The 23,028-nt window shown below is 73.9% G+C and carries 25 protein-coding genes; 9 read left to right on the top strand and 16 right to left on the bottom strand.

Annotation, left to right across the window (positions count from 1 at the left end; all coding sequences use genetic code 11):
• Positions 1-2: 2 nt before the first annotated feature.
• The 4 genes from Actkin_RS05360 to Actkin_RS05375 all read right to left on the bottom strand — a co-directional run bounded on the left by Actkin_RS05360 (position 3) and on the right by Actkin_RS05375 (position 3,203).
• The gene (locus Actkin_RS05360) at positions 3-260 is read right to left on the bottom strand and encodes a helix-turn-helix transcriptional regulator (protein ID WP_189212380.1); all 258 of its coding nucleotides are present in this window, start codon (positions 258-260) and stop codon (positions 3-5) included.
• A gap of 22 nt (positions 261-282) precedes the next feature.
• Entirely contained in the window at positions 283-1,125 is an 843-nt protein-coding gene (locus Actkin_RS05365) for an ABC transporter permease (protein WP_258906194.1), read from the bottom strand.
• Positions 1,122-1,943, bottom strand: a complete 822-nt coding sequence (locus Actkin_RS05370; protein ID WP_189212513.1) for an ABC transporter ATP-binding protein — start codon at positions 1,941-1,943, stop codon at positions 1,122-1,124. The genes Actkin_RS05365 and Actkin_RS05370 overlap by 4 nt, the downstream gene beginning before the upstream one ends.
• Before the next feature lie 135 nt (positions 1,944-2,078).
• Positions 2,079-3,203 (bottom strand): glycoside hydrolase family 6 protein, encoded by a 1,125-nt coding sequence (locus Actkin_RS05375; RefSeq protein WP_258906196.1) that lies wholly within the window; start codon positions 3,201-3,203, stop codon positions 2,079-2,081.
• A 119-nt stretch (positions 3,204-3,322) separates the two neighbouring features.
• On the opposite strand from Actkin_RS05375, the gene Actkin_RS05380 reads away from it, so the two are divergent.
• Positions 3,323-3,586: a DUF4235 domain-containing protein gene (locus Actkin_RS05380; protein ID WP_189212377.1), complete on the top strand. Its 264-nt coding sequence runs from the start codon at positions 3,323-3,325 to the stop codon at positions 3,584-3,586.
• A 69-nt stretch (positions 3,587-3,655) separates the two neighbouring features.
• Here the strand turns inward: Actkin_RS05380 and Actkin_RS05385 are convergent, their stop codons facing one another.
• Positions 3,656-3,916, bottom strand: coding sequence for a hypothetical protein (locus Actkin_RS05385; RefSeq protein ID WP_189212376.1), 261 nt, complete (start codon positions 3,914-3,916; stop codon positions 3,656-3,658).
• Positions 3,917-4,023: 107 nt separating this feature from the next.
• Between Actkin_RS05385 and Actkin_RS05390 the strand changes: the two genes are divergently transcribed.
• Both Actkin_RS05390 and Actkin_RS05395 read left to right on the top strand, forming a co-directional pair.
• A complete protein-coding gene (locus Actkin_RS05390) occupies positions 4,024-5,208 on the top strand; it encodes a zinc-dependent alcohol dehydrogenase (protein ID WP_189212375.1) in 1,185 nt (394 codons plus the stop codon).
• Positions 5,205-5,696 (top strand): SPW repeat domain-containing protein, encoded by a 492-nt coding sequence (locus tag Actkin_RS05395; RefSeq protein ID WP_189212374.1) that lies wholly within the window; start codon positions 5,205-5,207, stop codon positions 5,694-5,696. Before Actkin_RS05390 ends, Actkin_RS05395 begins: the two co-directional genes overlap by 4 nt.
• On the opposite strand, the gene Actkin_RS05400 is transcribed toward Actkin_RS05395, so the two are convergent.
• Together Actkin_RS05400 and Actkin_RS05405 are read right to left on the bottom strand one after the other, a co-directional pair.
• Positions 5,697-6,044 (bottom strand): hypothetical protein, encoded by a 348-nt coding sequence (locus Actkin_RS05400; RefSeq protein WP_258906197.1) that lies wholly within the window; start codon positions 6,042-6,044, stop codon positions 5,697-5,699.
• A gap of 70 nt (positions 6,045-6,114) precedes the next feature.
• Positions 6,115-7,719, bottom strand: coding sequence for a peptide chain release factor 3 (locus Actkin_RS05405; RefSeq protein WP_258906198.1), 1,605 nt, complete (start codon positions 7,717-7,719; stop codon positions 6,115-6,117).
• Positions 7,720-7,839: 120 nt separating this feature from the next.
• Here Actkin_RS05405 and Actkin_RS05410 point away from each other — a divergent pair, with 120 nt between their 5' ends.
• Positions 7,840-8,784, top strand: coding sequence for a helix-turn-helix transcriptional regulator (locus Actkin_RS05410; RefSeq protein ID WP_258906199.1), 945 nt, complete (start codon positions 7,840-7,842; stop codon positions 8,782-8,784).
• A gap of 60 nt (positions 8,785-8,844) precedes the next feature.
• Here the strand turns inward: Actkin_RS05410 and Actkin_RS05415 are convergent, their stop codons facing one another.
• Entirely contained in the window at positions 8,845-10,827 is a 1,983-nt protein-coding gene (locus tag Actkin_RS05415) for a S8 family serine peptidase (protein WP_258906200.1), read from the bottom strand.
• 197 nt (positions 10,828-11,024) lie between these two features.
• Here Actkin_RS05415 and murJ point away from each other — a divergent pair, with 197 nt between their 5' ends.
• A complete protein-coding gene (gene murJ / locus Actkin_RS05420) occupies positions 11,025-12,542 on the top strand; it encodes a murein biosynthesis integral membrane protein MurJ (protein WP_258906201.1) in 1,518 nt (505 codons plus the stop codon).
• Between the two features lie 57 nt (positions 12,543-12,599).
• Positions 12,600-13,028, top strand: coding sequence for an uL11 family ribosomal protein (locus Actkin_RS05425; protein WP_189212368.1), 429 nt, complete (start codon positions 12,600-12,602; stop codon positions 13,026-13,028).
• A gap of 52 nt (positions 13,029-13,080) precedes the next feature.
• Here Actkin_RS05425 and Actkin_RS05430 read toward each other — a convergent pair whose 3' ends face one another.
• Positions 13,081-13,878, bottom strand: coding sequence for an MOSC domain-containing protein (locus Actkin_RS05430; protein WP_258906202.1), 798 nt, complete (start codon positions 13,876-13,878; stop codon positions 13,081-13,083).
• 23 nt (positions 13,879-13,901) lie between these two features.
• Here Actkin_RS05430 and Actkin_RS05435 point away from each other — a divergent pair, with 23 nt between their 5' ends.
• Positions 13,902-14,744: a class I SAM-dependent methyltransferase gene (locus Actkin_RS05435; RefSeq protein WP_258906204.1), complete on the top strand. Its 843-nt coding sequence runs from the start codon at positions 13,902-13,904 to the stop codon at positions 14,742-14,744.
• On the opposite strand, the gene Actkin_RS05440 is transcribed toward Actkin_RS05435, so the two are convergent.
• Positions 14,695-15,120 carry a MarR family winged helix-turn-helix transcriptional regulator gene (locus Actkin_RS05440; RefSeq protein WP_189212366.1) on the bottom strand — a complete coding sequence of 142 codons (426 nt, stop codon included), beginning with the start codon at positions 15,118-15,120 and terminating at the stop codon, positions 14,695-14,697. The two genes, Actkin_RS05435 and Actkin_RS05440, sit on opposite strands and share 50 nt — an antisense overlap.
• A gap of 66 nt (positions 15,121-15,186) precedes the next feature.
• On the opposite strand from Actkin_RS05440, the gene Actkin_RS05445 reads away from it, so the two are divergent.
• Positions 15,187-15,597 carry a PaaI family thioesterase gene (locus Actkin_RS05445; RefSeq protein WP_258906205.1) on the top strand — a complete coding sequence of 137 codons (411 nt, stop codon included), beginning with the start codon at positions 15,187-15,189 and terminating at the stop codon, positions 15,595-15,597.
• On the opposite strand, the gene Actkin_RS32560 is transcribed toward Actkin_RS05445, so the two are convergent.
• From Actkin_RS32560 to Actkin_RS05475, 6 genes are all read right to left on the bottom strand, one after another.
• Complete coding sequence (locus Actkin_RS32560) at positions 15,559-17,049, bottom strand: flavin-containing monooxygenase (RefSeq protein WP_309569111.1); 1,491 nt, start codon at positions 17,047-17,049, stop codon at positions 15,559-15,561. The genes Actkin_RS05445 and Actkin_RS32560 overlap by 39 nt on opposite strands.
• Positions 17,046-17,933, bottom strand: a complete 888-nt coding sequence (locus Actkin_RS05455; RefSeq protein ID WP_258906207.1) for a patatin-like phospholipase family protein — start codon at positions 17,931-17,933, stop codon at positions 17,046-17,048. Before Actkin_RS05455 ends, Actkin_RS32560 begins: the two co-directional genes overlap by 4 nt.
• A gap of 62 nt (positions 17,934-17,995) precedes the next feature.
• Positions 17,996-19,132 (bottom strand): glycosyltransferase, encoded by a 1,137-nt coding sequence (locus Actkin_RS05460; RefSeq protein ID WP_258906208.1) that lies wholly within the window; start codon positions 19,130-19,132, stop codon positions 17,996-17,998.
• A 41-nt stretch (positions 19,133-19,173) separates the two neighbouring features.
• Complete coding sequence (locus Actkin_RS05465; RefSeq protein WP_258906209.1) at positions 19,174-19,608, bottom strand: YiiD C-terminal domain-containing protein; 435 nt, start codon at positions 19,606-19,608, stop codon at positions 19,174-19,176.
• Complete coding sequence (gene idi, locus Actkin_RS05470) at positions 19,605-20,225, bottom strand: isopentenyl-diphosphate Delta-isomerase (RefSeq protein WP_189212511.1); 621 nt, start codon at positions 20,223-20,225, stop codon at positions 19,605-19,607. The genes Actkin_RS05465 and idi overlap by 4 nt, the downstream gene beginning before the upstream one ends.
• A gap of 56 nt (positions 20,226-20,281) precedes the next feature.
• The gene (locus tag Actkin_RS05475) at positions 20,282-21,676 is read right to left on the bottom strand and encodes an aminotransferase-like domain-containing protein (protein ID WP_258906210.1); all 1,395 of its coding nucleotides are present in this window, start codon (positions 21,674-21,676) and stop codon (positions 20,282-20,284) included.
• Positions 21,677-21,758: 82 nt separating this feature from the next.
• Here Actkin_RS05475 and Actkin_RS05480 point away from each other — a divergent pair, with 82 nt between their 5' ends.
• Positions 21,759-22,898 (top strand): aminotransferase class V-fold PLP-dependent enzyme, encoded by a 1,140-nt coding sequence (locus tag Actkin_RS05480; protein ID WP_258906211.1) that lies wholly within the window; start codon positions 21,759-21,761, stop codon positions 22,896-22,898.
• The last annotated feature ends 130 nt before the right edge of the window (positions 22,899-23,028 follow it).

The raw sequence follows: 23,028 nt of genomic DNA on the forward strand, positions 1-23,028 counted from the left end.
GATCAGCCTGCATCCTCCACCTTGGTCGAGGTCAACTCCCCGCCGATCCGGGGGAAGGGCTTCGTGGAGAACACCAGCTCGACCGGGACCTCGAAGTACTCCGCGATCCGCAAGGCCAGGTGGAGGCTGGGGCTGAACTCGCCGCGCTCCAGGTAGCCGACCGTCTGGTAGTGCACGCCGAGCGCCTCCGCGAGTTGGCGGCGGGAGACCTGGCGCTCGGCGCGCAGGACGGCTATGCGGTTGTGGACGGTGTCGCTCATGGGCTGATTCTCGGTCCTCGGCTCACGTGCGCTGCATCGCCTGGGCGCGGCGGGCCTCCATGGCCGCTCCGGACTCCCGGCGGGCGGTGCGGCGGAGCAGGATCGGGCCCGCGATGAGACCCAGCGCCGCCCACGCCCCCAGCACGCCGAGCGTCTCCAGCGTCCGCCACGACTCCGTCAGCTCGTAGGCCGCCGCCGCGTCCGGCAGGAACACCGAGCGCATCCCCAGCCCGAGCCAGTACAGCGGCAGCGCCTGCACCAGCACCTGCACCCAGCCCCACAGGTCCTGCATGGGGAAGAACAGCCCGGACACCATGGCCAGCCCCATCGTGATCAGGAAGCCGAAGCCGCCGATCACCCTCGGGCTCTGGATCGCCGACCCGATGAGCACGCCCAGCGGCAGGCAGGCGATCAGGCCGAGCACGACGTACCCGATCAGGCCGATCCACATCCCCACGTCGCCCACCGGCACGTCCGGCACGATGAACATGCCCGGCACCAGCACGATCGCCAGCGACACCAGCACGTCCATCACCGCGACGAACGCCAGGCCGACGACGTAGGCCGACATCCCGCGCGGCACCGCCTTCGCGCGCAGCAGCGTCCCGTCCTCGCGCTCGGTCGACAGGTAGTACGCCGTGCCCATCACCGAGAACACGACCATCAGCGCGAGCATGCCCGGCAGGAGCTTGGCGCCCAGCGCGATGTCCGTCCCCGGCAGCGTCGAGTCGCGCGAGACGATGAGGAAGACCAACGGGATGGCGTTGTAGAAGAAGAGGTTGAACAGCCCCTCCCGGCTGGAGTTCGTGCTGCGCCAGGTGATCCAGCCCCGGTTGACGCCCAGTGCGATCGCGTTCGCGTTCACCGCTCCCCCTCCTGGCGCTGCACCATCGCCATGTACGTGTCCTCCAGCGAGGTCCGCCGGACCTCCAGGTCCGCCACCGGCTCGCCGGGTTCGTTCAGCAGGTCCCGGACGTACGCCGTCGCGTCGTCGGTGGTGTGGACGAACCGCTCGCCCGCCCGGGTCCAGCGGACCTCGGCCTTGCCCTCGACCGAGCGGGCCAGCTCGTCGGCGCTGCCGTCGGCCAGGATGCGCCCGTCGGCGAGGATCAGGATGCGGTCGGCCAGCTTCTCCGCCTCGGCCAGGTCGTGCGTGGTCAGCAGGACCGTGGTGTTCTCCACGTCGACCAGGCGGTGCACCAGGTCGTGGAACTCGCGGCGGGCCTGCGGGTCGAAGCCGGCGGTGGGCTCGTCCAGGAACAGCAGCCTCGGCCTGCCGACGATGCCGATCGCCACGTCCAGCCTGCGCCGCTGCCCGCCGGACAGCGTGCCGACGCGCTGCCCGCCCTGCTCGGTCAGCCCGACCAGGGCGAGCAGCTCGTCGACGTCGAAGGGGTCCGGGTAGTACCGGCCCAGGTGCCCCAGCAGCTCGCGGACCCGCCATTTGGCGTGGTCGCGCCAGGACTGGAGCACCACCCCCAGTTGGCCGCGCCAGCGCTCGTCGCCGTGCGCGGGGTCCTTGCCCAGCACCTCGACGTCGCCGCCGGAGCGGGTCCGGAAGCCCTCCAGGATCTCGATGGTCGTGCTCTTCCCCGCGCCGTTCGGGCCCAGCAGGGCGACCAGCTCGCCGGTGCGGACGTCGAAGTCCACACCGTGCAGCACGTCTTTGGTGCCGTAGCGCATGCGCAGCCCACGCACCCGCACCGCGACGCCTGCTACCGGTTCCCCCTGCCGCACCCGGTCGGCGGCGACATCGGTAGTTCTCATGCTGCGGACGATAGCAGGTGTACTACATCCGTCGCCGCCGATCGGGTGACCTCAGCGCAGTGGCGGCTCGGCCAGCCTGGCCAGCTCCAGGGCCTGCTCCGGCCACCAGCGCCCGGCGGGCGGCCCGCCCTGGCACTCGCCGTCGGACTCGCCGGGGCGCTTGGTCCAGACGAACGCGTCCACCAGCGGGATGCCGGTGTGCGCCGTCGGCCGCTCGCCCAGGCCGCGGCCCGGCGGGTTGCACCAGTCGGTCTCGCCATCACCCGGGGTGTAGTGGCCCCGGCCGTTGCGGGAGGTGTCGAGCACGAAGTGCTTCATGCGGACGGGGTGCACTCGCATCGCGTCCAGCTCCTCGGCGGACGGGCACGACGCCGCGCCGCGTTCGCGCAGGTAGAGGCACTTGGACACGCGCGTGCCGTACTGCACCAGGTCCTCGGTGAACCGGTAGTTCGACGTGTTGAGCGCGAACCCGTCCGCCTCGGCGATGTTGCCGAGGAGCAGGCGGTTGACGATGCCCAGCTGCTGGCGGGGCTCGCCGTAGCCCGCGTCGTAGTCGTTGAGCGCCTGCCAGGCGCTGTGGCCCGCGTCGAGGTAGACCTTGGTGTGCTTGCCGCGCTTGAGCGCGGTCACCGCGTGGCTGATCTCCCGGAACCGCTGCGGGACCAGCTCGTCATCGGGCCCGATCGTGCACCACGGCTCGCTGGTCAGCAGCGCGAGGCCGTCCGGCTCGACGATCACGACGGCCTTGTGGTCGCCGATCCCCTCGGCGAAGGCGTCGATCCACTCCTTGTACTCCTGCTCGCTGCGCGCGCCGCCCGCGGACCACTGCGAGCAGTCGCGGTAGGGCACGAAGTACGCCACCAGCACGGGCACCTGGTGCTGCGCGCGGGCGGCCTCGACCACGGCGCGGACGTCGGCGCGCACCTTGTCCGCGCCCGCGGTGGTGAACCAGATGGCCTGCGGCTGCGCGGCCATCGCCGCCATCAGCTCCGCGTCGGCCGTGCGGCCCTCGGCCAGGTACACCTCGGCCTGGCGGGCGGCGTTGCTGTCCGGCTCGACGTAGAACTGCGTGCCCCTGGGCAGGTGCGGCGGGGCGGCCTGCGCGCTCCCGGCCGTCACCACCGCGCCGAGTGCCAGGGCCGCGGTCACGGCGGCCAGCCATTGCTGTCGTCTCACGGGCATGCTCCTCATCGGTCGCTTGGGAGCGCTCCCAAGCGGCATCAGCATGCTCCGCCGACAGCGTGATCACAAGGGGCTCGGTTTCGCGGAGAGCGCGGCCTGGGTAGTAGGAGGGCATGGTGAAGCTCTTGTACCGGCCGCTCAGCCTGCTCTCCGGCGTGCTCGGCGGCCTGCTGGCAGGCGTGCTGTTCAAACGGCTGTGGAAGGTGGTGTCGGGCCAGGAGGAGGCGCCCGAGGCGACCTCGCCCGACCACAGCACCAAACAGGTCCTCGTCGCGGCGATGCTGCAGGGCGCGCTGTTCGGCGTGGTGAAGGCGGCGGTCGACCGGGCGGGCGCGAAGGGCTACCGCAGGCTCACCGGCGACCACCTCGACGACTGAGACGGACGGCTGGACGCGCGTGTGTGAGCGGCGCCGGGGACGTCCCCGGCGCCGCTGGCGGGCCCGGCGCTACCAGACCGGCTTCTCCCACCTCGGCGGGATGCTGTCCACGATGGACTCGGCGTCGATGAGGTCCACCCCGGGCGCCTGGCCGGGACGGTCGGCGGGCAGGCGCACACCGACCCACCAGCGGCCGGTGTCGAGGTCCGGGTACACCGGCCCGACGACGACGCCCGACCCGATGGGCTCGGGGACGGGGGAACCGCGACGCACGAAGGTGACGATGGCGCCTGCCGATGGCACGCCATCGGGGTCGAAATCGGCGGACACGGTGACCACTCCTCGGTGGGGAATGCGAGAGACATCCCGGTAATGCCCCCGGGTGGGGGCGGCAAAACCTGGTTTCCCCGCATGGCGGACAGGCAATCCGACCGACTATGAAGGCACTCACCTGGCACGGCCGCCGCGACGTCCGCGTGGACACCGTCCCCGATCCCGTCATCACCGAGCCGACCGATGTCATCGTGCGGGTCACCTCGACCGGGCTCTGCGGCTCGGACCTGCACCTCTACGAGGTCCTCGGCCCGTTCCTCGACGAGGGCGACATCCTCGGCCACGAGCCGATGGGCGTGGTCGAGGAGGTGGGCTCCGCGGTCACCGCGCTCTCGGTCGGCGACCGGGTCGTGGTGCCGTTCAACGTCTCCTGCGGGACCTGCGCGATGTGCGGGCAGGGCCTGCAGTCGCAGTGCGAGACCACGCAGGTTCGCTCGCAGGGCAGCGGCGCCGCGCTGTTCGGCTACACCAAGCTGTACGGCCAGGTCCCCGGCGGCCAGGCCGAGTACCTGCGGGTCCCCTTCGGCAACACCCTGCCGATCAAGGTCCCGGACGGCCCGCCGGACGACCGCTTCGTCTACCTCTCCGACGTGCTGCCCACGTCGTGGCAGGCCGTGGAGTACGCCGCCGTCCCGCCGGGCGGCAGCCTCGTCGTGCTCGGCCTCGGCCCGATCGGCGACATGTGCGCCCGGATCGCCCGCCACCGCGGCGTGGAGACCGTGATCGGGGTGGACCTGGTGCCCGAGCGGCTGGAGCGGGCGGCAGCGCGCGGCGTGGACACGCTCAACCTGCGCGCCCTCGGCTCCGGCATCGCCGACGAGATCCGCTCGCGCACCGGAGGGCGCGGACCGGACGCGGTGATCGACGCCGTCGGCATGGAGGCGCACGGCTCCCCGGTCGCCGAACTGGCGCAGAAGGCCACCGGCCTGCTGCCCGACCGGATGGCGGCGGGGTTCATGAAGACCGCGGGCGTGGACCGCCTGCACGCGCTGCGCCTGGCGATCGACGTCGTCCGCCGCGGCGGCACGATCTCCGTGGTCGGGGTGTACGGCGGCATGGCCGACCCGCTGCCGATGCTCACCCTGTTCGACAAGCAGATCCAGCTGCGCATGGGCCAGGCCAACGTCCTGCGCTGGGTCCCGGACATCCTCCCGCTGCTCACCGACGACGACCCGCTCGGCGTGGACGACTTCGCCACCCACCACCTGCCGCTGTCGGAGGCGCCCGCGGCCTACGAGATGTTCCAGAAGAAGCGCGACGGCGCGGTGAAGGTGCTGCTGCGGCCGTGATCCCCGACGACGACCCCCGCCGCGACGCGGCCGGGGAGACCCTGGACCCCGCCCGCACCGCAGACCGCACCCCGACGACCCCGTGGGCGTCGGCCGACGCGCCGCTGGTCGACCGGGCGCTGCTGTCCCAGCGCAGGCACGCGCCCGGCTGGGGCGCGCGGGCGGCCAACGCCCTGGTGCTGCTGGCCGGGCTCTGGCTGCTCGCGGCGCCTTTCGTGCTCGACTACCCGCCGTGGAACGACGTGGTGGTGGGCCTGCTGCTGGTGGCCACGGCTGTGCCCCGCGTGCTGCGGCCCGCGTCGACGCCCTGGACCGGCGTCGCGCAGGCCCTGCTCGCGCTCTGGCTGATCGCCGCGCCGTCGGTGTTCGGCTACCGCGGCGACGCCGACGTGGTCACCGGGATCGCGGTCCTCGTCATCGCCGGGTCGACGGCCGCCCTGGCGTTCGCGGGCCGGGGCGCGCGGCCGCCGGAGGCGGGCCCGCGCTGATCACGAGCCGAAGCTGATGGTGCCGTTGTTGTCCTTCATCTGCAGGACGTTCCCGGTCACGGTGCCGGTGATCCGGTTGGACACGCCGCCGCCCGCGGCCGGGTCGTCCCGAGCGGCCTCCCACTCCGCGCGCAGGGTGTCGGCGAACTCCGGGTCGTCGGCCTCGGCCCTGGCCAGCTCCTCGGCCAGGGCAGCCACCTCGGGGGAGTCGGGTGCGGCGCCCTCGGCGGCCTCCAGCACGTCGGCCTGGCGGCCGCCGCGGGTGAACCAGGCCTTGACCGTGTCGTAGAGCGAGGTGGCCGAGCGGGCCGCGAGGGCGGCGGCGACATCGACCAGGATCGGGTCCATGGAGGGCTCCCCGCGACGGTGTGCTGGTGATCCAACGGTAGCAGGGTGGTCGCTGCGGGTCCCGTGATCGTCACGCTTGGTCGTCGGCGTTGTCCACCAGGCTGTCGTCGAGGGCGAGGTCCGGGTTGAGCCTGCGCGCCATGCCGAGGGAGATCTCGTCGAGGAACAGCGCCAGCAGCGTGCCGTCGGCGCGGACCAGGACCTCGCTGCGGGTGCCGGTGTTCAGGATCGGCGCCTGCGCCGGGTCCAGCAGCCGCCGGACGGTGCGGTACGGCAGGTGGTCCAGCCGGATCGGGGAGTTGAACTCCGCGTCCATCCGGTGCGCGGCGACCTCGAACTGCATCGGGCCGACGGCGGCGAACACCGGCGCGGCGTCGCCCCTGCGGTCGGAGGTCAGCACCTGCACCACGCCCTCGGCGCCGAGCTGCTCGACGCCCCTGCGGAACTGCTTGGCCTTGCCCAGGTCCGTCGGCCGGGCCACGGCGAACGCCGTCGGGGTGAAGGTCGGCAGCCTCGGGTACCGCACCGCGGGCTTGCCCGCGTACAGCGTGTCGCCCACCCGCAGCGCGGTCGCGTTGACCAGGCCGATGACGTCGCCGGGGTACGCGGTGTCCACCGTGGAGCGTTCGCGGCCGAACATCTGCTGGGTGTACTTGGTGGCGAACGGCCGCCCGGTGGTGGCGTTGGTGACGACCATGCCCCGCTCGAACACCCCGGAGCACACCCGCGCGAAGGCGACCTGGTCGCGGTGCGCGCGGTCCATGCCGGTCTGGACCTTGAACACGAACCCGGAGAACGGCGCGTCGACGGGGCGCTCGTCGCCAGCGGCGTCCGGCCGCGCCGACGGCGGCGGGGCCAGCGACACCAGCAGGTCCAGCAGGTGCCGGACGCCGAAGTTGAGCACGGCGGCGCCGAACAGCACCGGTGTCGCGCTCGCCTTGAGGTAGCGCTCGCGGTCGAACTCGCCGCCGGACATGGCCAGCAGCTCGGCCTCCTCGACCGCGCGCGTCCACTCCGGACCGACCTCGGCCAGCGCCCGCTCGGCGTCCAAGTGCTCCTCGGCGGCAGCGGTCGCCCCGCCCGCCGTGCGCTCGTAGCGGACGAACTCGCCGGTGACCAGGTCGACCACGCCGCGGAAGTGCCCGGCCTCGCCGACCGGCCAGGTCAGCGGCATGGGCTGCAGGCCGATGCGCTCCACCAGCTCGTCGCACAGCGCGAGGGCGTCGCGGCCCGGGCGGTCCCACTTGTTGATGAAGGTGATGACCGGGATGTCGCGGTGGCGGCAGACCTCGAAGAGCTTGAGCGTCTGCGGCTCCAGGCCCTTGGCGGCGTCGAGCAGCATGACCGCGCTGTCGACGGCGGTGAGGACGCGGTAGGTGTCCTCGGAGAAGTCGGCGTGGCCGGGGGTGTCGAGCAGGTTCACCATGCAGTCGCGGTAGCCGAACTGCAGCGCGGCCGAGGTGATCGAGATGCCGCGGGCCTGCTCCATCTCCATCCAGTCGGACACCACGCCCCGGCGGCCCGCCTTGCCGTGCACCGCGCCCGCCTCGGAGATGACCTTCGCGTGCAGGGCCAGCGCCTCGGTGAGCGTGGACTTGCCTGCGTCGGGATGGCTGATCACCGCGAAGGTGCGCCGCCGTCCCGCGGTCGCAAGCACATCTGTGTCGACGGCCACACACCCTCCTCGCCGAAACCGCCCGGACCCGCGAGTTTAGCCGCGCCCCGCTCACCCCCTCCGGGGAGGCGAGCGTGTCAAACGGGCCCGCGCGGCCTCGTCACTGGCAGGAGGTGCGCCATGTTCCTGTTGGAGCCCGTCGGTCTCGGCCGCGCCGAGAACGACGTCTACCTCGCCCTGCTCGACGCCCACCGGGCGACTGTGGACGAACTCGCCGCCCGGGTGGGCGGCAGCGGACCCGCGGTGCTGGCCACGCTCGCCCGGCTGAGCGCGACCGGCCTGGTGAACCGGGTCGGCCCCGCCGAGTACATGGCGGTCTCGCCGGAGGTGTCGGTGGCCGCCCTGGTCCGCCGCCGCAAGAGCGACCTCGCCCGGCTGCAGGAGCGCATCGACGACCTGGCCAGGCTGCGCCCGCGCGGCCCGGCCGACGGCGGCGGCTGCGTGGAGCTGCTCGACGGCGACGACGCGGTGCTCACCGGCATCAGCAGGCTGCAGTTCGCCGCCAAGTCCGAGGTGCTGGTCGTCGACGCCCCGCCGTACCTGGGCGGGGCGTGCAGCCCCAACATCGCCGAGCTGGCCCAGCTCGCCTCGGGCATCCGCTACCGGGTCGTCTACGCCCCGGAGGCGCTGGCCACCGCGGAGGACGCCGACCACATGCGCCGCTGCGCCGAGGCCGGGGAACAGGCCAGGGTGCTGGCCGACGGCGCGATGAAGATGGCCATCGCCGACCGGTCGATGGCGATCCTGCCCTGCTCCTACAGCCACCCGGACCCGAGCAGACGCTGGCTCGTGCGGCCCTCCGCGCTGCTGGACGCGGTCGTCGCCTGCTTCGAGTCGCAGTGGGCGCGGGCGGTGCCGATCAGCGCGCCCGCCGCCGAGGTGTCCGACCGCGACCGCGAGCTGCTGGCGCTGCTGTCCTCGGGCATGAAGGACCGCACGATCGCCAGGGCCATGGGGATCACCGACCGGACCGTCGGCAGGCGGGTCACCGAGCTGATGCGCCTGCTCGGCGCCGAGACCCGGTTCCAGGCGGGCGTGCTGGCCGCCCGCCGCGGCTGGCTCTGAGGACGCGGCGAGGCCGGGCGGCTGCGCCCGCCCGGCCTCGTGTCCCCCCACCGCGGGGTTCTAGAAGACGTACCAGGTGAAGGTCGTCTTGCCCGACGCGCCGCCCGCGTTGGTCGCGGTGACGGTCACCGAGTACACGCCGGAGCGCGACGGGACGCCGCTGATGACCCCGGTCGAGGAGTTGACGGACAGACCCGTCGGCAGGCCCGCTGCCTGGTAGGTCAGCGCGGAGCCGTCCGACGACGACGCCTGGATCCGCAGCGCGGTGAACCAGCCGCGGAAGTCCAGCTGGTAGCCCGGGTCGGCCACGGTGACCGTGCCGCCGCCGTTGGCCGCGGTGACGGTCCAGGTGAACTGGGCCGTGCCGCGCTTGCCCGCGCTGTCGGTGACGGTGACGGTCACGTTCGACGTGCCCGCCGCGGTCGGCGTGCCGGAGATCAGGCCGCTGCCGGAGTTGACGGACAGCCCGGCGGGCAGGCCGGACGCCGCGTACGACAGGGTCGCCTCCGGCGTGCTGGCGGTGGCCTTGACCTGCAGCGACACCGCGACGCCGACCTTGCCGGACTGGTTGCCCGGGTTGACGACCTCGACCTCGCCCGCCGGGGGCTCCTCGCCGCCGTCGACGGCCGCCACGGTCTTGGCGGTGTCCACCAGGCCGGTGCCGCAGCCGCCGGAGCAGGTCCCGGGCAGCGGGCGGGTGTTCTCCTTGAGCAGGGTCTCCACCTGCGCCGGGGTCAGCTCCGCGTTCTTCGCCACCATCAGCGCGGCGACGCCCGCCACGTGCGGGGCGGCCATGCTCGTGCCCATGTACGGCTCGTAGTTCTCCGAGCCGGGCGCGCGGTCGCCGGTGTTCAGCGTCGACCAGATGCCGTTCTCCGGGGTGGTGATGCTGCCCGGCGGGTCGCTCGCGCGGCGCACCTCGCCGCCCGGGGCGGCCACGTCGATCTTGGCGCCGTAGTTGGAGTAGAACGCCCGGTCGCCCACGCGGTTGCTCGACGCGACCGCGACGACGTTGTCGCAGTTGGCCGGGGTGAAGCCGGAGACGTCCATGTTGGAGTTGCCCGCGGCGATGACCACCGTGCTGCCGCGCCGGACCGCGCCGTTGATGGCGTTCTGGTAGGTCGACAGGCATGCCGACTGCCCGCCCAGGCTCAGGTTCAGCACCTTCGCCGGGTTCTGGTTGGCCGGGACGCCCGGCACGGCGCCGCCGGAGGCCCAGGTGATGGCGTCGGCGATGTCGGAGGTCATGCCGCCGCACTTGCCGAGCACGCGGATCGGCTGGATCTTGGCGTCGTAGGCGATGCCCGCCACGCCCTTGCCGTTGTCGGTCTGCGCGGCGATGGTGCCCGCCACGTGGGTGCCGTGCCAGGAGCTGTTGGTGTCGGCGGGCGGGACCGGCCTGCCGAGGTTGTCGGTGCCGCACTCGCCGCGGGTCAGCCAGTCGCCCGGGTCGGCGGGGTCGCTGTCGCGCCCGTCGCCGTCGTTGGCCACGGAGGTGTTGGAGATGAAGTCGTAGCCCGGGACCATCTGCGCGGCCAGGTCGGAGTGGCGCACGTACCCGGTGTCGATGACGGCGACGGTGACGCCCGCGCCGGTGGACTGCGCCCACGCGCCCGGCACGTTCATGCCCGCCTTGGCCTCGAACAGGTCCCACTGCTTGGCGTACTCGGGGTCGTTCGGCTCGGCCTGGCGCTGCACCATCAGGTCCGGCTCGGCGTAGGCGACCGACGGGTCGGCTCGGAACGCGGCCAGGGCGGCGTCGACGTCCGCGCCCGCGCCGAGGTCGACCAGCGACGCGCCGGTGCCCAGCCTGCGCACGAGCCTGCCGTCGGTCTTGGCGTCGGCGTCGGCCGCGGCGGCGCTGAACGAGGTGGCCTCGGCCGCGCCCGCCTTGTAGCCGACGATGATCCGGGTGGCCTGCTGCTGGCCCGCTTGCGCCGGGGCGGGCGGGGCCGCGATCGCCGACTGCGCGACCACCACCCCGGTCGTCACCGAGGCGCAGGCGGCGAGTGCCGCGAGCACCTTCTTCCGCTTGGCTTCCACGTGCTGGAGTCCTTCCTGACTGCAGGGGTCAGGACGCGCGCCCTCGCGTCGTCCGGTCGCCGACGGCGGGGTGTCGCAGGGGCAACGCCGTCGGCGGTGGCGGGACGCTAATCCGGTGAAATGGGCTCCGACCAGGGCGAAAGACGACAATGTCGGGTATCGGACAGCGTTATGGGCGGCCGCAATAGGGTGGCGGCGTGGGGGTTCGGCGCGCGGCGCTGCTGACCGCGGGGCTGACGCTGGCAGGCTCGGCGCTCGGCCTGGTCCGGGACGTGGTCATCGCCGCCGTGTTCGGCGCCGGGCCCGCGGTCGACGCGTTCCTGGTCGCGCAGGGCCTCATGAACCTCGTGCTCGGCCTGGTCGCGGGCGCGCTGGCCAAGGCGGCGATCCCGGTGGTCGCCCGGGCGGCGGCCGCGGGCCGCGCGGCCGACGGCGTGGCGAGCGTGCGGGCGGCGCTGGGGCTCTCCGGGGTGGTGCTGCTGCTCGGCGGTGTGGCCATGTGGATCGGCGCGCCCGCGGTCGTGGCGGTCCTCGCGCCCGGGTTCGACGCGGGCACCGCGGCGGTCGCGGTGGACCTGACCCGGGTCGTGCTCGTCGCCACCGTGTTGATCAGCGCGACCAACCTGCTGGCCGGGGCCGGGCAGGCGCTGGGCCGGTTCGCGCCCGCCGCCGTGCAGGGCCTGGGGTTCAACGTCGTGATGATCGCCGCCGCCGGGCTCGCCGGGCCGGTGTTCGGCGTGACCGCGCTGGCGTGGGGGTTCGTCCTGGGGTCCGCAGTGCGGCTGGTGATCCAGATCCCCGCGGTGCGGGCGGTCGTGGCCCGGCCGTGGCCGACCCTGCGCCTGCGCGATCCCGGACTGCGCGAGATGCTCCGGCTGCTGCCCGCGCTGCTGGTGGGCAGCGCCGCGGCCAACGTCAACTCCCTGGTCGACCGCGCCGTGGCCTCGACGGTCTCCGACGGCGCGATCGCCGCGGTCAACTTCGCCGCCCGGCTGGTGGCCACTGTGGACATGCTGGTGGTGGCGACCCTGCTGGCCGCGCTGTACCCGAGGCTGTCGGCCGCGGTGTCGGCGGAGCGGCGCGCCGAGCTGCGCGGGCTGGTGGAACGCGGAATGGGCGCGCTGACTGCCGTGCTGGTGCCGGTCGCTGTGGTGCTCTCGGTGGTGTCGACCGAGGTCGTGTCGCTGGTGTTCGGCCGGGGCGAGTTCGACGCCGCCGCGGTCGCGACGACGGGCTCGGTGGCCGCGGTGCTCGCCGTCGGGCTGCCGGTCCTGGCCGTGCGCGAGGTCGCGGCGCGCACCGCCTACGCGCTGGGCGACGGCCGGATCGCCGTGCGCTCGGCGCTCGCGGCGATGGCGGTCAACGTGGCTGGCGACCTCGCGCTGGCCCCGGCGTTCGGCGTGACCGGCATCGCGGCGGCGACGGTGGCCAGCGGCGTGGTCGGGACGGTGGTCGCGGTGCACGGCCTGGCCAGTAGGCATCAGGCCGTGCCGTCGGTGCCGGGGACGCTGGGCGGGGTGCTCGCGGCGGGTCTCGCGGCCGCGGCGCTGGCGGCAGGGACCCGCGCGCTGCTGGCCGGGGCGGGCGATACCCTGGTGGTCGCGGTTGTGGGGCTGATCACGCTGACCGGTTACCTGGTGGCGCTGCGGTTCACCGCGCCCAGGCAGTTCCGGCTGCTGGCGGACGTCCCGCGGGAGGTGCTGCGCGGGCGCTGATGGGCGGCAGGGTACCCTTGACCGGTTGGGTCCGTCGTAGAGAGAAGATATCGGGAAATGCCACCGAAGCAGAAGAAGACGTTCGAGGCGACGCTCGAACTCGAAGCGGGCAACGCCGCCATGGTCGACCTGGGCAAGATGCTCGGCCCGACCGGCGCCAACACGCGTGCGATCAAGCTGGAGTACGACGAGGCCACCGCCGCCCAGCGCGGCGACATCGTCCCGGTCGTGGTGACCGTCTTCGAGGACCGCAGCCACAAGCTGCGGCTGAAGACCCCGCCGACCTCCTTCCTGATCCGCAAGGCCCTGGGCGCCAAGTCCGGCTCGGCCACCCCCGGCCACAAGTCCGGCGGCACGCTGACCGCCGCGCAGGCGCGCGAGATCGCCGAGCGCAAGATGCCCGACCTGAACGCCACCACCATCGAGGCCGCCCTCAAGGTCGTCGCTGGCACCGCCCGCTCGATGGGCGTCACCGTCACCGACTGACCAGGGTTCTTCGACGGACTTCAGGGGCGCCCCCGCACGGGGGCGCCCCTCGTCATGCCCAGGCGGTGACGGTGAAGGCGTCGCCCACGGCCAGCGTCCCGGGGCGCGTCACCGAGAACTTGGCGCCGAAGGCGACCCCGCCGCTCTCGTGGCGGCGGTAGCCCGCCAGTGTGCGCAGGGGCTCCTTGCCGGTCTTCACCCCGGTCTCCTGGTCCACGACGGTGACCACGCACCGGATGGCGGGCTTGCAGAACGCGACCGCCGCCGTGCCCACCTCCGCGGCTTGCACGCGGTCCTCGCCGTAGGGGCCCGCGACGTCGTCGACGACGACGTTCGGCCGGAACCGCGCCATGGGCAGCGGCTCGGCCAGCCTGGCGTTGAGATCGGCCAGCGACGACTCGGCCAGCACGTGCAGCGCGGCGCTGTCCGCCCAGCCGGACGTGCCGGGCGTCGCGCCGCTGACGACCCGGTCGTGCTCCGGCGGCACCCGCACCAGCCTGCTCGGCACGCCCAACACCGTCGACAGCCACTCCGCGGCCAACGCGCCCTGGTCGATGCCCAGGAAGTCCGCGGAGAACAGCCGCACGGACCGCCGTGGCCCCACGGTGTCCACGGGGACGGCCACCGGCTCGATCCCCGGCGCCCGCAGCCGCAGCTCGTCGCCGCGCACCTCGGGCCGGATCAGCGCGAGCCGGGGGTCCCGCCGCTGGCTGCGGAACACCCCGTCCGGCCCGGTGACCATGAACTCCCGGTCGTGGCGCAGCCCCGCGGGCGTCAGCTCGCCGTCGTCCAGCGCCACCGGGGCGCAGCCCTTGATCGGATAGGTGAACAAGCCCACGACGCTGCCCATGCGCAGAAGCTAGCCTGGGCGGGGTGGAGGACGCGCGGGCATTGCGGGCGAGGATGTACGGCGAGGACGACCTCAGCTCGGTCCCCGTCTTCGCCGGGGGGTTCATCAACTACGGCTACTGGTGCGGCATCCCGGTCGACCGGCCGATCAGCGAGGCGGACCGCGTCAGGAGCCAGCTGGCGCTCTACCGGCTGGTCTACGCCGGCCTCGCGGGCCGCAGGGTGCTGGAGGTCGGTCCGGGCACGGGTGTCGGCCCCGGCTGGGCCTTCGCCGAGTGCGGGCCGGCCGAGCTGCACGGCGTCGACCTGCACCCCGAGCAGGTCCAGCGCTGCGCCGAACGCAACGCCGCGGCTATCGCGGCGGCGGGCGGCCGGTTCACCTTCCGCCAGGGCGCGGCCGACGCGCTGCCGTTCCCGGACGCGGCCGTGGACGCGGTGGTCTCCGTCGAGGCCGCGCAGCACTTCGACGACCTCGCGGGCTTCGCCCGCGAGGCCCACCGGGTGCTGGTCGACGGCGGCGTGCTCAAGGTGGCGACGTTCTTCGTCCCGGACGCGGCCACCGTCGGCTCGCTGCCGAGGCTGCTGGAGCCCTTCGCCGAGGGCGTCGACCGCGAGCACCCGCTGCCCGCGTTCCTCGACGACCTGGCCGCCGCCGGGTTCGCCGACATCGAGGCGGAGTCCATCGGCGAGCACGTCTGGCCCGGCCTGGACGCCTGGGTCGCCCAACTCGGCCAACCCGAGGGCACCTGGCCGCGCCGGTACCTCACGGCGTGGCGTGACGGGCTGCTGGACTACTTCGTGGTGACCGCCAGCAAGGTCACCCCTGCCAGTGCGCCAGCCGATGGAGCGCGTCCGCGGTCTGGCTGAACCCGCGCTCGCCCAGCAGGGCGCGCAGGTCGGCGTTGAAGCGGTCGATCTCGGGGCGGACGGCGTCGAGCGCGGCGACGCCCTTCTCGGACAGCTCCAGCACCACCGCGCGGTGCTCGCGCGGGTGGGCGGCGCGCGTGACGAGCCCGGCCGCGCTGATCCGGCCGACGAGCGCGGTGACCGCCGACTCGCGCAGTCCGAGCGCGCCCGCCAGCTCCCGCTGCGTGATCCCCGGCCGCTCCCGGACCGCGAACAGCGCCCCGACCTGGGCGGTGGTGACGCCCGCCGCCGCGACGCACCGGCGGTCCGCGGCGACGCGCAGGGTGTGGGCGGCGCGCTGGAGCAGGAAGAACAGGCGCTGGTCTGGTTCGGCCACCCCGTGATGTTGACAGCAGCCGGGCCCCCGCGCCATTCTCACTTCACTATCGAAGTGAGGTGGGGGATGCAGACGCTCGACCTGTCCTTGGCCCAGGACGTCCTGGCGGCGCAGCCGTTCAGCAGGCTGCTCGGCGCCCGCATGGTGTCCTTCGGCGACGGCGAGGCCGTCCTGGAACTCGACGTCCGCGACGAACTGCGCCAGCAGCACGGCTTCGTGCACGGCGGGGTGCTGAGCTACCTGGCGGACAACGCGCTCACCTTCGCCGCGGGCGCCGCGGCGGGCGCGAACCTGGTCACGTCGGGGCTGTCCATCGACTACCTGCGCCCGGCCACCGGCCGGACGCTGCGCGCGCACGCCCGGGTCGTCCGCGCCGGTCGGACCCGGGTGGTGTGCCGCTGCGACATCTCGACCGTCGACGACGCGGGGACCGAAACGCTATGCGCGGTCGCCCAGGGGACGATCGCTGTGGTCTGACTCGGCGCGCACGGTGTAGGCGGCCGGGTCGAACACGCGGATGCGCTCGCGCATCCGGCCGGTCGACCACGGCCAGCTGAAGCTGTTGCGCCCGTTGACGTCGAGGTAGTAGCTGGAGCACCCGCCCGCGTTGTAGACCGTGCTCGGCAGCGCGGCCTGCACCTCAGCGTCGTAGGCCGCCTGCACCTCGGGCCGGACGTCCACACTGGACCACCCAGCGGCGCGGATGGTGCGCACGGCGTCCATCACGTACGCCAGCTGCGCCTCCAGGATCATGAACGCCGAGGAGTGCCCGGTGCCCAGGTTCGGCCCCAGCAGCAGGAACGCGTTCGGGAAGCCGCTCACCGTCGTCCCCAGGTAGGCGCTCGGGCTGCCGCGCCAGTGGTCGGCGAGCGAGCGGCCATCGGCGTCGAAGACCCGCTCGGCCAGCGGCATGTCCAGGATGCGGAAGCCGGTGCCCAGGATGACGCAGTCCACCTCGGAGCGGGACCCGTCCGTCCCGACCACGGTGGAGCCCTCGACCAACCGCACCGCGTGCGGGTGCACCCGCACGTTGGGCCGGGTCAGCGCCGGGTAGTACTCGTTGGAGAACAGCAAACGCTTGCACCCCAGCGTGTAGTCCGGGGTCAAAGCGCGGCGCAGCGCCGGGTCGCGGACGGTCGCCAGCAGGTGCGCCCGGCCGACCGCCTGGACCGCGCGCAGGACGGCCGGGTGCCGGAATCCGACGCCCAGCGCCTCCATCCCCAGGTACTCCGCCGACCGCAGCGCGCGCTGCAGGGCCGGGAAACGCCGCAGCAGATACCGCTCCACGCGCGGCACGTGGTGGTCCGGCTTCGGCAGCACCCACTGCGCGGTCCGCTGGAACAGGTGCAACGACGCCACGTGCGGCTGGATGCGCGGCACGAACTGCACCGCCGACGCGCCGCTGCCCACCACCGCGACCCGCTTGCCGCGCAGGTCGTAGTCGTGGTTCCACCACGCCGAGTGGAACACCTCGCCCGGGAAGTCCAGCAGCCCGGGCAGGTCGGGGATCAGCGGCTCGTTCCACGGCCCGGCCCCGGCGATCACCAGCCGCGCGGTGAACCGGCCCCGGGTGGTCTCCAGCACCCACCGCCGCGCCGTGTCGTCCCACTGCGCCCTGGTCAGCTCCGTGCCGAAGCGCACGTGCGGCGTGACCCCGTACCGGGTCGCCACGTCGCGCAGGTAGTCCAGGATCTCCGGCTGCCCGGCGAAGGCGCGCGTCCACGACGGGTTCGGCGCGAACGAGAACGAGTACAGCGCCGACGGCACATCGCAGGCGCAGCCGGGATAGGTGTTGGCCCGCCAGGTCCCGCCGACGCCGTCGGCCTTCTCCAGGACCACGAAGTCGCGCACGCCCTGGCCCAGCAGCTTGACCGCGGCACCGATCCCGGACGCGCCAGCGCCGATGATCACCACGTCGTGGTCGGTCACACGGACTCCTTGGCGGGCAGGGGGAGCGCGCGGCGGCCGGTGCGCAGCGCCGTCTCCAGCACGGTCAGCGCGCGGCGGCGCGCCATCGGGTTCGGGCCGATCGCGGCGAGGTCCTCCGGGCTCGGCGCGAGCCTCAGCACGGACACCCCGCGGGCGCGCAGCGCGTCCTCCTCGCGGTCCAGCCGGGCGGCCATGTACCGGCGCAGCGGGTCCCGGCCCGCTGCCATGGGGGCGAGCACGACCACGTGGTCGAGGTCCGCAGTGGACACCAGGTCGGCCGAGGTCGGCGAGTACGCGCCGCCGTCGAGGTAGCGCCTGCCGCGCAGGTCGACCGGCGGCATCCAGCCGGGGATCGCCCACGACGCCCGCAGCGCCTCGCCGACGGTGGCCTCGGGCGCGCCGGGGGAGCCGAACGCGACCCGCTCCCCGGCCGTGGCGTCCACCGCGACCAGCCAGGCGGCCGGGTGCGGCAGCCAGCCGCCCGGGCAGAGCCGGGCGGCCAGCGTGTCGAAGCGCCGGGCGTCACCGCGTCCGACGGGCGCGAGGCCGCTCAGCCGCGTCGGCCACGGCAGGTCGCGCCGCCGGGCCAGCCCCGGGGCGGTGAGCCGGGGCGCGGGCAGCGGCGGGAGCGGCGGCGGCGCCTCGGCCAGGTGCGCGACCAGCGCCGGGTGCGCGCCGGGGCGGCCGAGCCAGGCGTCGAGCAGGTCGGCGGTGCCGAGCCCGCAGGCCAGCGCGGTGACGAACTCCGCGCCCGCCGACGTGCCCACCAGCACGTCGGCGTCGCGGACGTCCCAGTCGAGCGCCTGCTCGACGGCGATCAGTGTCCCCAGTGTCCACGCGGCCCCCAGGGTGCCGCCGCAGCCGATGACCAGACCCCTGCGCATGCAGCCTCCTAGGATACCGGCAGGTTCCGGAGACTAGCAGTATTACCAACTCGCGGGTAGGTTCAGCGCGCGAGCGATTCCGCTACCTCGTCCGGCCCCGGCATCGCCGCGATCTCGGCCGCGACCCGCGCCACCGCCGCCCGTGCCTCGCTGTCCGACAGCAGCGCGCCCGCCGCCTCCGCGACGGCGTCGGCGGTCGCCGCGTCGCCCTTCAGCGTCCGGGAGATGCCCGCCGCCGTCACCGCATCGGCGTTGACGAACTGGTCGGCGCCCTGCGGCAGGAACAGCTGCGGCAGGCCCGCGGCGAGCGCGCCGAGCGTCGTGCCGGACCCGCCGTGGTGCACGACCAGGTCGGTGTGCGGGAGCAGGTCGGCCTGCGGCACCCACGGCAGCACCGTCACCGCCGCGGGCAGGTCGCGCAGCTCCTCGGCGTCCACCGCGGGACCGGCGGCGACCAGCACGTTCACCGGCAGCCTCGCCAGGCCGTCGATGGCGGTGCGCAGCACCTCCAGCTTGCCGAACGCGGTGCCCAGCGTCAGGTACACCAGCGGCTTCTCGTGGGCGGTGACCCACGCGGGCAGGTCGCCGGGCTCGGCGAAGGCGACCGGGCGCAGCGGCTGCCGGTTCGACCGCAGCGAGTCCTGCAGCGACGCCGGATAGGTGTCGAGGTAGAGGTCGTCTTCCAGCAGCGCGTCCGTCGACAGGTCGACGCCGAAGTCCGCGGCGACGGCGCTCAGCAGCCCCGGCAGCTCGGGAAGCAGCTCGCCGAAGTCGCCCCGGCTGATGCCGTGGCCGACGGCCCGGATGCCCCGGGCCTTGGCCGCGATCGCCGCGCCCGGGTTGGCGACCTCGTAGACGACGAGGTCGGGGGTGTCCCGGTCGAGCACCGGGCCGAGGTCCTCGGCGAACTTCCTCGGCATCAGGCTGCCGAAGACCCGGCCGATCGCCCGCGCCGCGGCGGGGTCCTCCGGGTTGCGGAAGTCGACCTCGGCGCCCTCCTCGGCGACGGCCTGGCCGAACGCCGCACCGATGTCCAGGCCGACCTCGGCGGTGCCGAACCCGAGTTTCGTCAGCAGCGCGGTGAACTCCGGCCCGGTGGCGAAGGTGACGCGATCGCCGCGGGCGGCCATCGCGCGGGCGAGGGGCAGTAGGGGATAGGTGTGTCCGTACGCGGACAGCGATGAGAAGAGAACATGCACGACGTCCACAGTAGGGATGTTGATCAGCTCGCGCCCATGACTCACCGCGCGCGCAGCTGGTACGCCCCTTCCGTTGACGCCACAACGATTCCGGCGGTGTCCCGCAATGTCGCGTTCAGGGTGAAATCGGCCCGGCCGTGCGCCTGGACCTCGGTCCTGATCGCCTCGATGCCGTCCAGCGCCGCCTCCGCGACGACGTCCGTGCGCGCGGGCTTGGTGAAGTCGATCCGGACGGACCGCACCACCGGGTAGTAGCGGGTGAGGTCGAACGACGGGAGGCAGATCCCGCCGCCGAGCACCTCGGCCACGGTGAACAGCACCCCGGCGTACATCGTGCCGATGTGGTTCCCGTTGCCGTCCAACGGAACCCGGCACGCGATGCGCCCCGGCTCCAGCTCGACCGCGCGCACGCCCATCCGGTGGGCCTGCGGCACCAGGTGCGCCAGCGCGGCGTTGAAGGCGTCCCGGTGGGTCACCGCAGCGCGGGCGGCAGCTCGGCCTCGTCGCCCGCGGGCCAGGCCAGCGGGTCAGGGCCGAGCGCGGCCAGCTCGCGGACCTGCAGCGCGCACCACGGCGAGATCGGCCGCGTGCCCGCCAGCACGGCCTCGGCGAAGGGCTGCCACGGCACCCACTCCACGGCGTCCACCTCCTCGGCGTTCGGCGCCACCATGCCGTCGGTGACGACCCGGAACACCGGGCAGATCTCGTTCTCGACCACGCCGTTGTCCATCTCGGCGCGGTAGCGGAAGCGGGGGAGCACGAGATCGATCTTGGTGCTGCCGATCAGCCCGAGCTCGTCGGCCAGCCGCCGCGCGACCGCCGTGGCGGGCGGCTCCCCGGGCGCCGGGTGCCCGCAGCAGGAGTTGGTCCACACCGCGGGCCACGTCTTCTTGTGCGCGGCCCGCTGGGTCAGCAGGAACTCGCCGCGCTGGTTGAACACGTAACTGGAGAACGCCAGGTGCAACGGCGTCTCCCGGTGGTGGACCTCCGCCTTGGGCGCGGTCCCGACCGCGGCCCCGGACTCATCCAGCAGCACGACTTCCTCGCTCACCAGGCCCACCCTGCCCCACCCCCCGCACCCAGGCAAGGCCATCGCGCGCCGGTCCACCCATCCGGTGATCATGCCCACTCGCGCTACTGGCTTCGGCGCTAGGGACGAGTAGCGCTTCGCAGCCGCCGGACACCCTCGACCAGTTCGCCGACGTCGGCGGCCGCGGCGAAGGTCAGCCGCAGGTGGTCGCCGGGCGGCTCGGCGGCGAAGAAGCGGGTGCCCGCGTTGACGGCCACCCCGCGCTGGCGGGCCGCCGCGGCGACGGCCTGCGCGTCCTGCCCGGGACCGAGCCGGACCCACAGGTGCAGGCCGCCGGACGGCACCCGCTCGATCGTCCACCCCGGACAGTGCTCGCGCACCGACGCGACCAGCGCCGAGCAGCGCTCGCGGAGGCCGGCGGCCAGCGCGCGCAGGTGCCGGTCCCAGCCGGGCGAGCTGAGCAGCTCCAGCGCGGCCTCCTGCAGCGGGCGGGCCACGAAGAAGTCGTCGACCAGGCGGGCGGCGCGCATCCTGGCCATCACCGGGCCGCGGGCGATGAGCGCGCCGATGCGCATGCTCGGCGCGGCGGGCTTGGTCAGCGAGGTCAGGTGCACGACAGCGCCGTCGCCGTCGTCGGCCAGCAGCGGGCGGGGCGTGGGCGTGCCGTGGCCGAGGTGGCGGGCCACGTCGTCCTCCAGCACGAACGCGCCCGCGGCGCGGGCGGCGGCCAGCACCGGGCCGCGGCGCTCGGCGGCAAGCACCGCTCCGGTCGGGTTCTGGTGCGCGGGTTGGCAGTACAGCAACCGGGCCCCGGTCATGGCGAAGGTGTCGGCCAGCAGGTCGGGGCGCAGGCCGTCGGCGTCCGTCGGGACCGGGACCGGGCGCAGGCCGGCGGCGCGGGCGGCGGCGAGCGCGCCCGGATAGGTGGGCGACTCGACGAGCACCGGGCTGCCCGGCGCGGCGATGGCCCGGAACGCTACCGACAGCGCGCTCTGCCCGCCCGCGGTGATCAGCACGTCGTCCGGGCCGACGTCGGCGGCGGCCGCGGCGGCGAACGCGGTCCGCAGCGCGAGCAGGCCCGCGGCGGGCGCGCGGTCCCAGGCGTCCGGCCTGCGGGCCGCGCGGGCGAGGGCCGCGCTCAGCGGGCGCACCGGCTGCAGCGCGCGGTGCGGATAGCCGCCGTCGAGCCGGATCGTGCCCTCGGCGGGCGGGCCCAGCGCGTCGGCGAGGGACCCGGTGTCGACGGCGCGGTCGGCAAGGGCGACGGTCTGCCAGCCGGTGTCGGCGGGCGGCGCGGACCGGGGCGGGCTGGCCACGTAGGTGCCGCTGCCCGGCCGGGTGACGACGACGCCCTCGGTGGCGAGCTGGGCGATCACCCGCGCGACCGTCACCGGGCTCACCTGGTGCTCGCGGACCAGCTCCCGGCTGGACGGCAGTTTGTCGCCCGGGGCCAGCCTGCCGACCAGGGCGCGCATCCTGGTGGCGAGGAGATCCGAAGTGCTATCGTCCGACATGAGAGCTCACGATAGCGCTACTGACGCTGAGCGGATATCGCTCCTGGACGTCCCGGCCCTGCGGGCGGACACGCCCGGCTGTGTGAACGTGAACCACCTCAACAACGCGGGCTGCGGCCTGATGGCCACGCCGGTGCTGACGGCCGTGCTTGATCACCTCAACCTGGAGGCCGCGATCGGCGGCTACGAGGCCGCCGCCGCCCGCGCGGAGGAGGTGCGCGGCTTCTATGCCCAGATCGCCGCGCTGATCAACGCCAGGCCGGAGAACATCGCCTTCTCGGGCAGCGCGACCCACGCGTACGCGACCGCGCTGTCGTCGATCCCGTTCGAGCCGGGCGAGGTCATCCTGACGACCCGCAACGACTTCGTGTCCAACCAGATCGCGTTCCTGTCGCTGCGCAAGCGCATGGGCGTGCGCGTGGTGCACGCCCCGGACCTGCCCGAGGGCGGCGTCGACCTCGACGCCATGGCCGCCCTGATCCGCGAGCACCGCCCCCGGCTGGTCAGCGCGACGCACATCCCGACCAACTCCGGCCTCGTGCAGCCGGTCGCCGAGATCGGCGACCTGTGCCGGGACGCGGACGCGCTCTACCTGGTGGACGCCTGCCAGTCGGTGGGCCAGTACCCGGTCGACGTCCAGCGGATCGGGGCGGACATGCTCACCGCCACCTGCCGCAAGTTCCTGCGCGGCCCCCGGGGCTCGGGCTTCCTCTACGTCTCCGACCGCGTGCTCGCCGAGGGCTATGAGCCCCTGTTCGTCGACATGCACGGCGCCCGCTGGACCGCCCCCGACCGCTACGAGCCCGCCCCGACGGCGGCGCGGTTCGAGGAGTGGGAGTTCCGCTACGCCACCCTCCTCGGCTGCGCTGCCGCCGCCCGCTACGCCCAGCAGGTGGGCCTCGCGGCGATCGCCGAACGCACCCCCGCCCTGGCCGCCCGCCTCCGGTCCGGACTGGCCGGGCTCCCCGGCGTCCGGGTGCTCGACCGGGGCGCGGAACTCGGCGCGCTGGTCACCTTCGCGATCGCGGGCTGGCGCCCCGAGCCGTTCAAGGCGGCCATGGACGCCCGCGGCATCAACTCGGCCCTCAGCCACCGCGAATTCGCCCAATTCGACTTCACCGAGAAGGACGTCGACTGGTGTCTGCGCCTCTCCCCGCACTACTACAACACCGAGGAGGAAATCGACGAGGCGATAGCCGCCGTGGCCGACCTGGCCGCCTGACGGAAGCTGAAGGCGGTGGCCGCGTGGCGGCCACCGCCGTGAGCCCCGCTGGAACTGGCAGGGAGTCCGGGCCCAAGCCCTCGATCGGGCCGCGGACACAGGTCCAGCGCGATGATCGCCAGTATTTGTT

This window comes from Actinokineospora sp. UTMC 2448 (assembly GCF_024760565.1).
GTDB lineage: Bacteria > Actinomycetota > Actinomycetes > Mycobacteriales > Pseudonocardiaceae > Actinokineospora > Actinokineospora fastidiosa.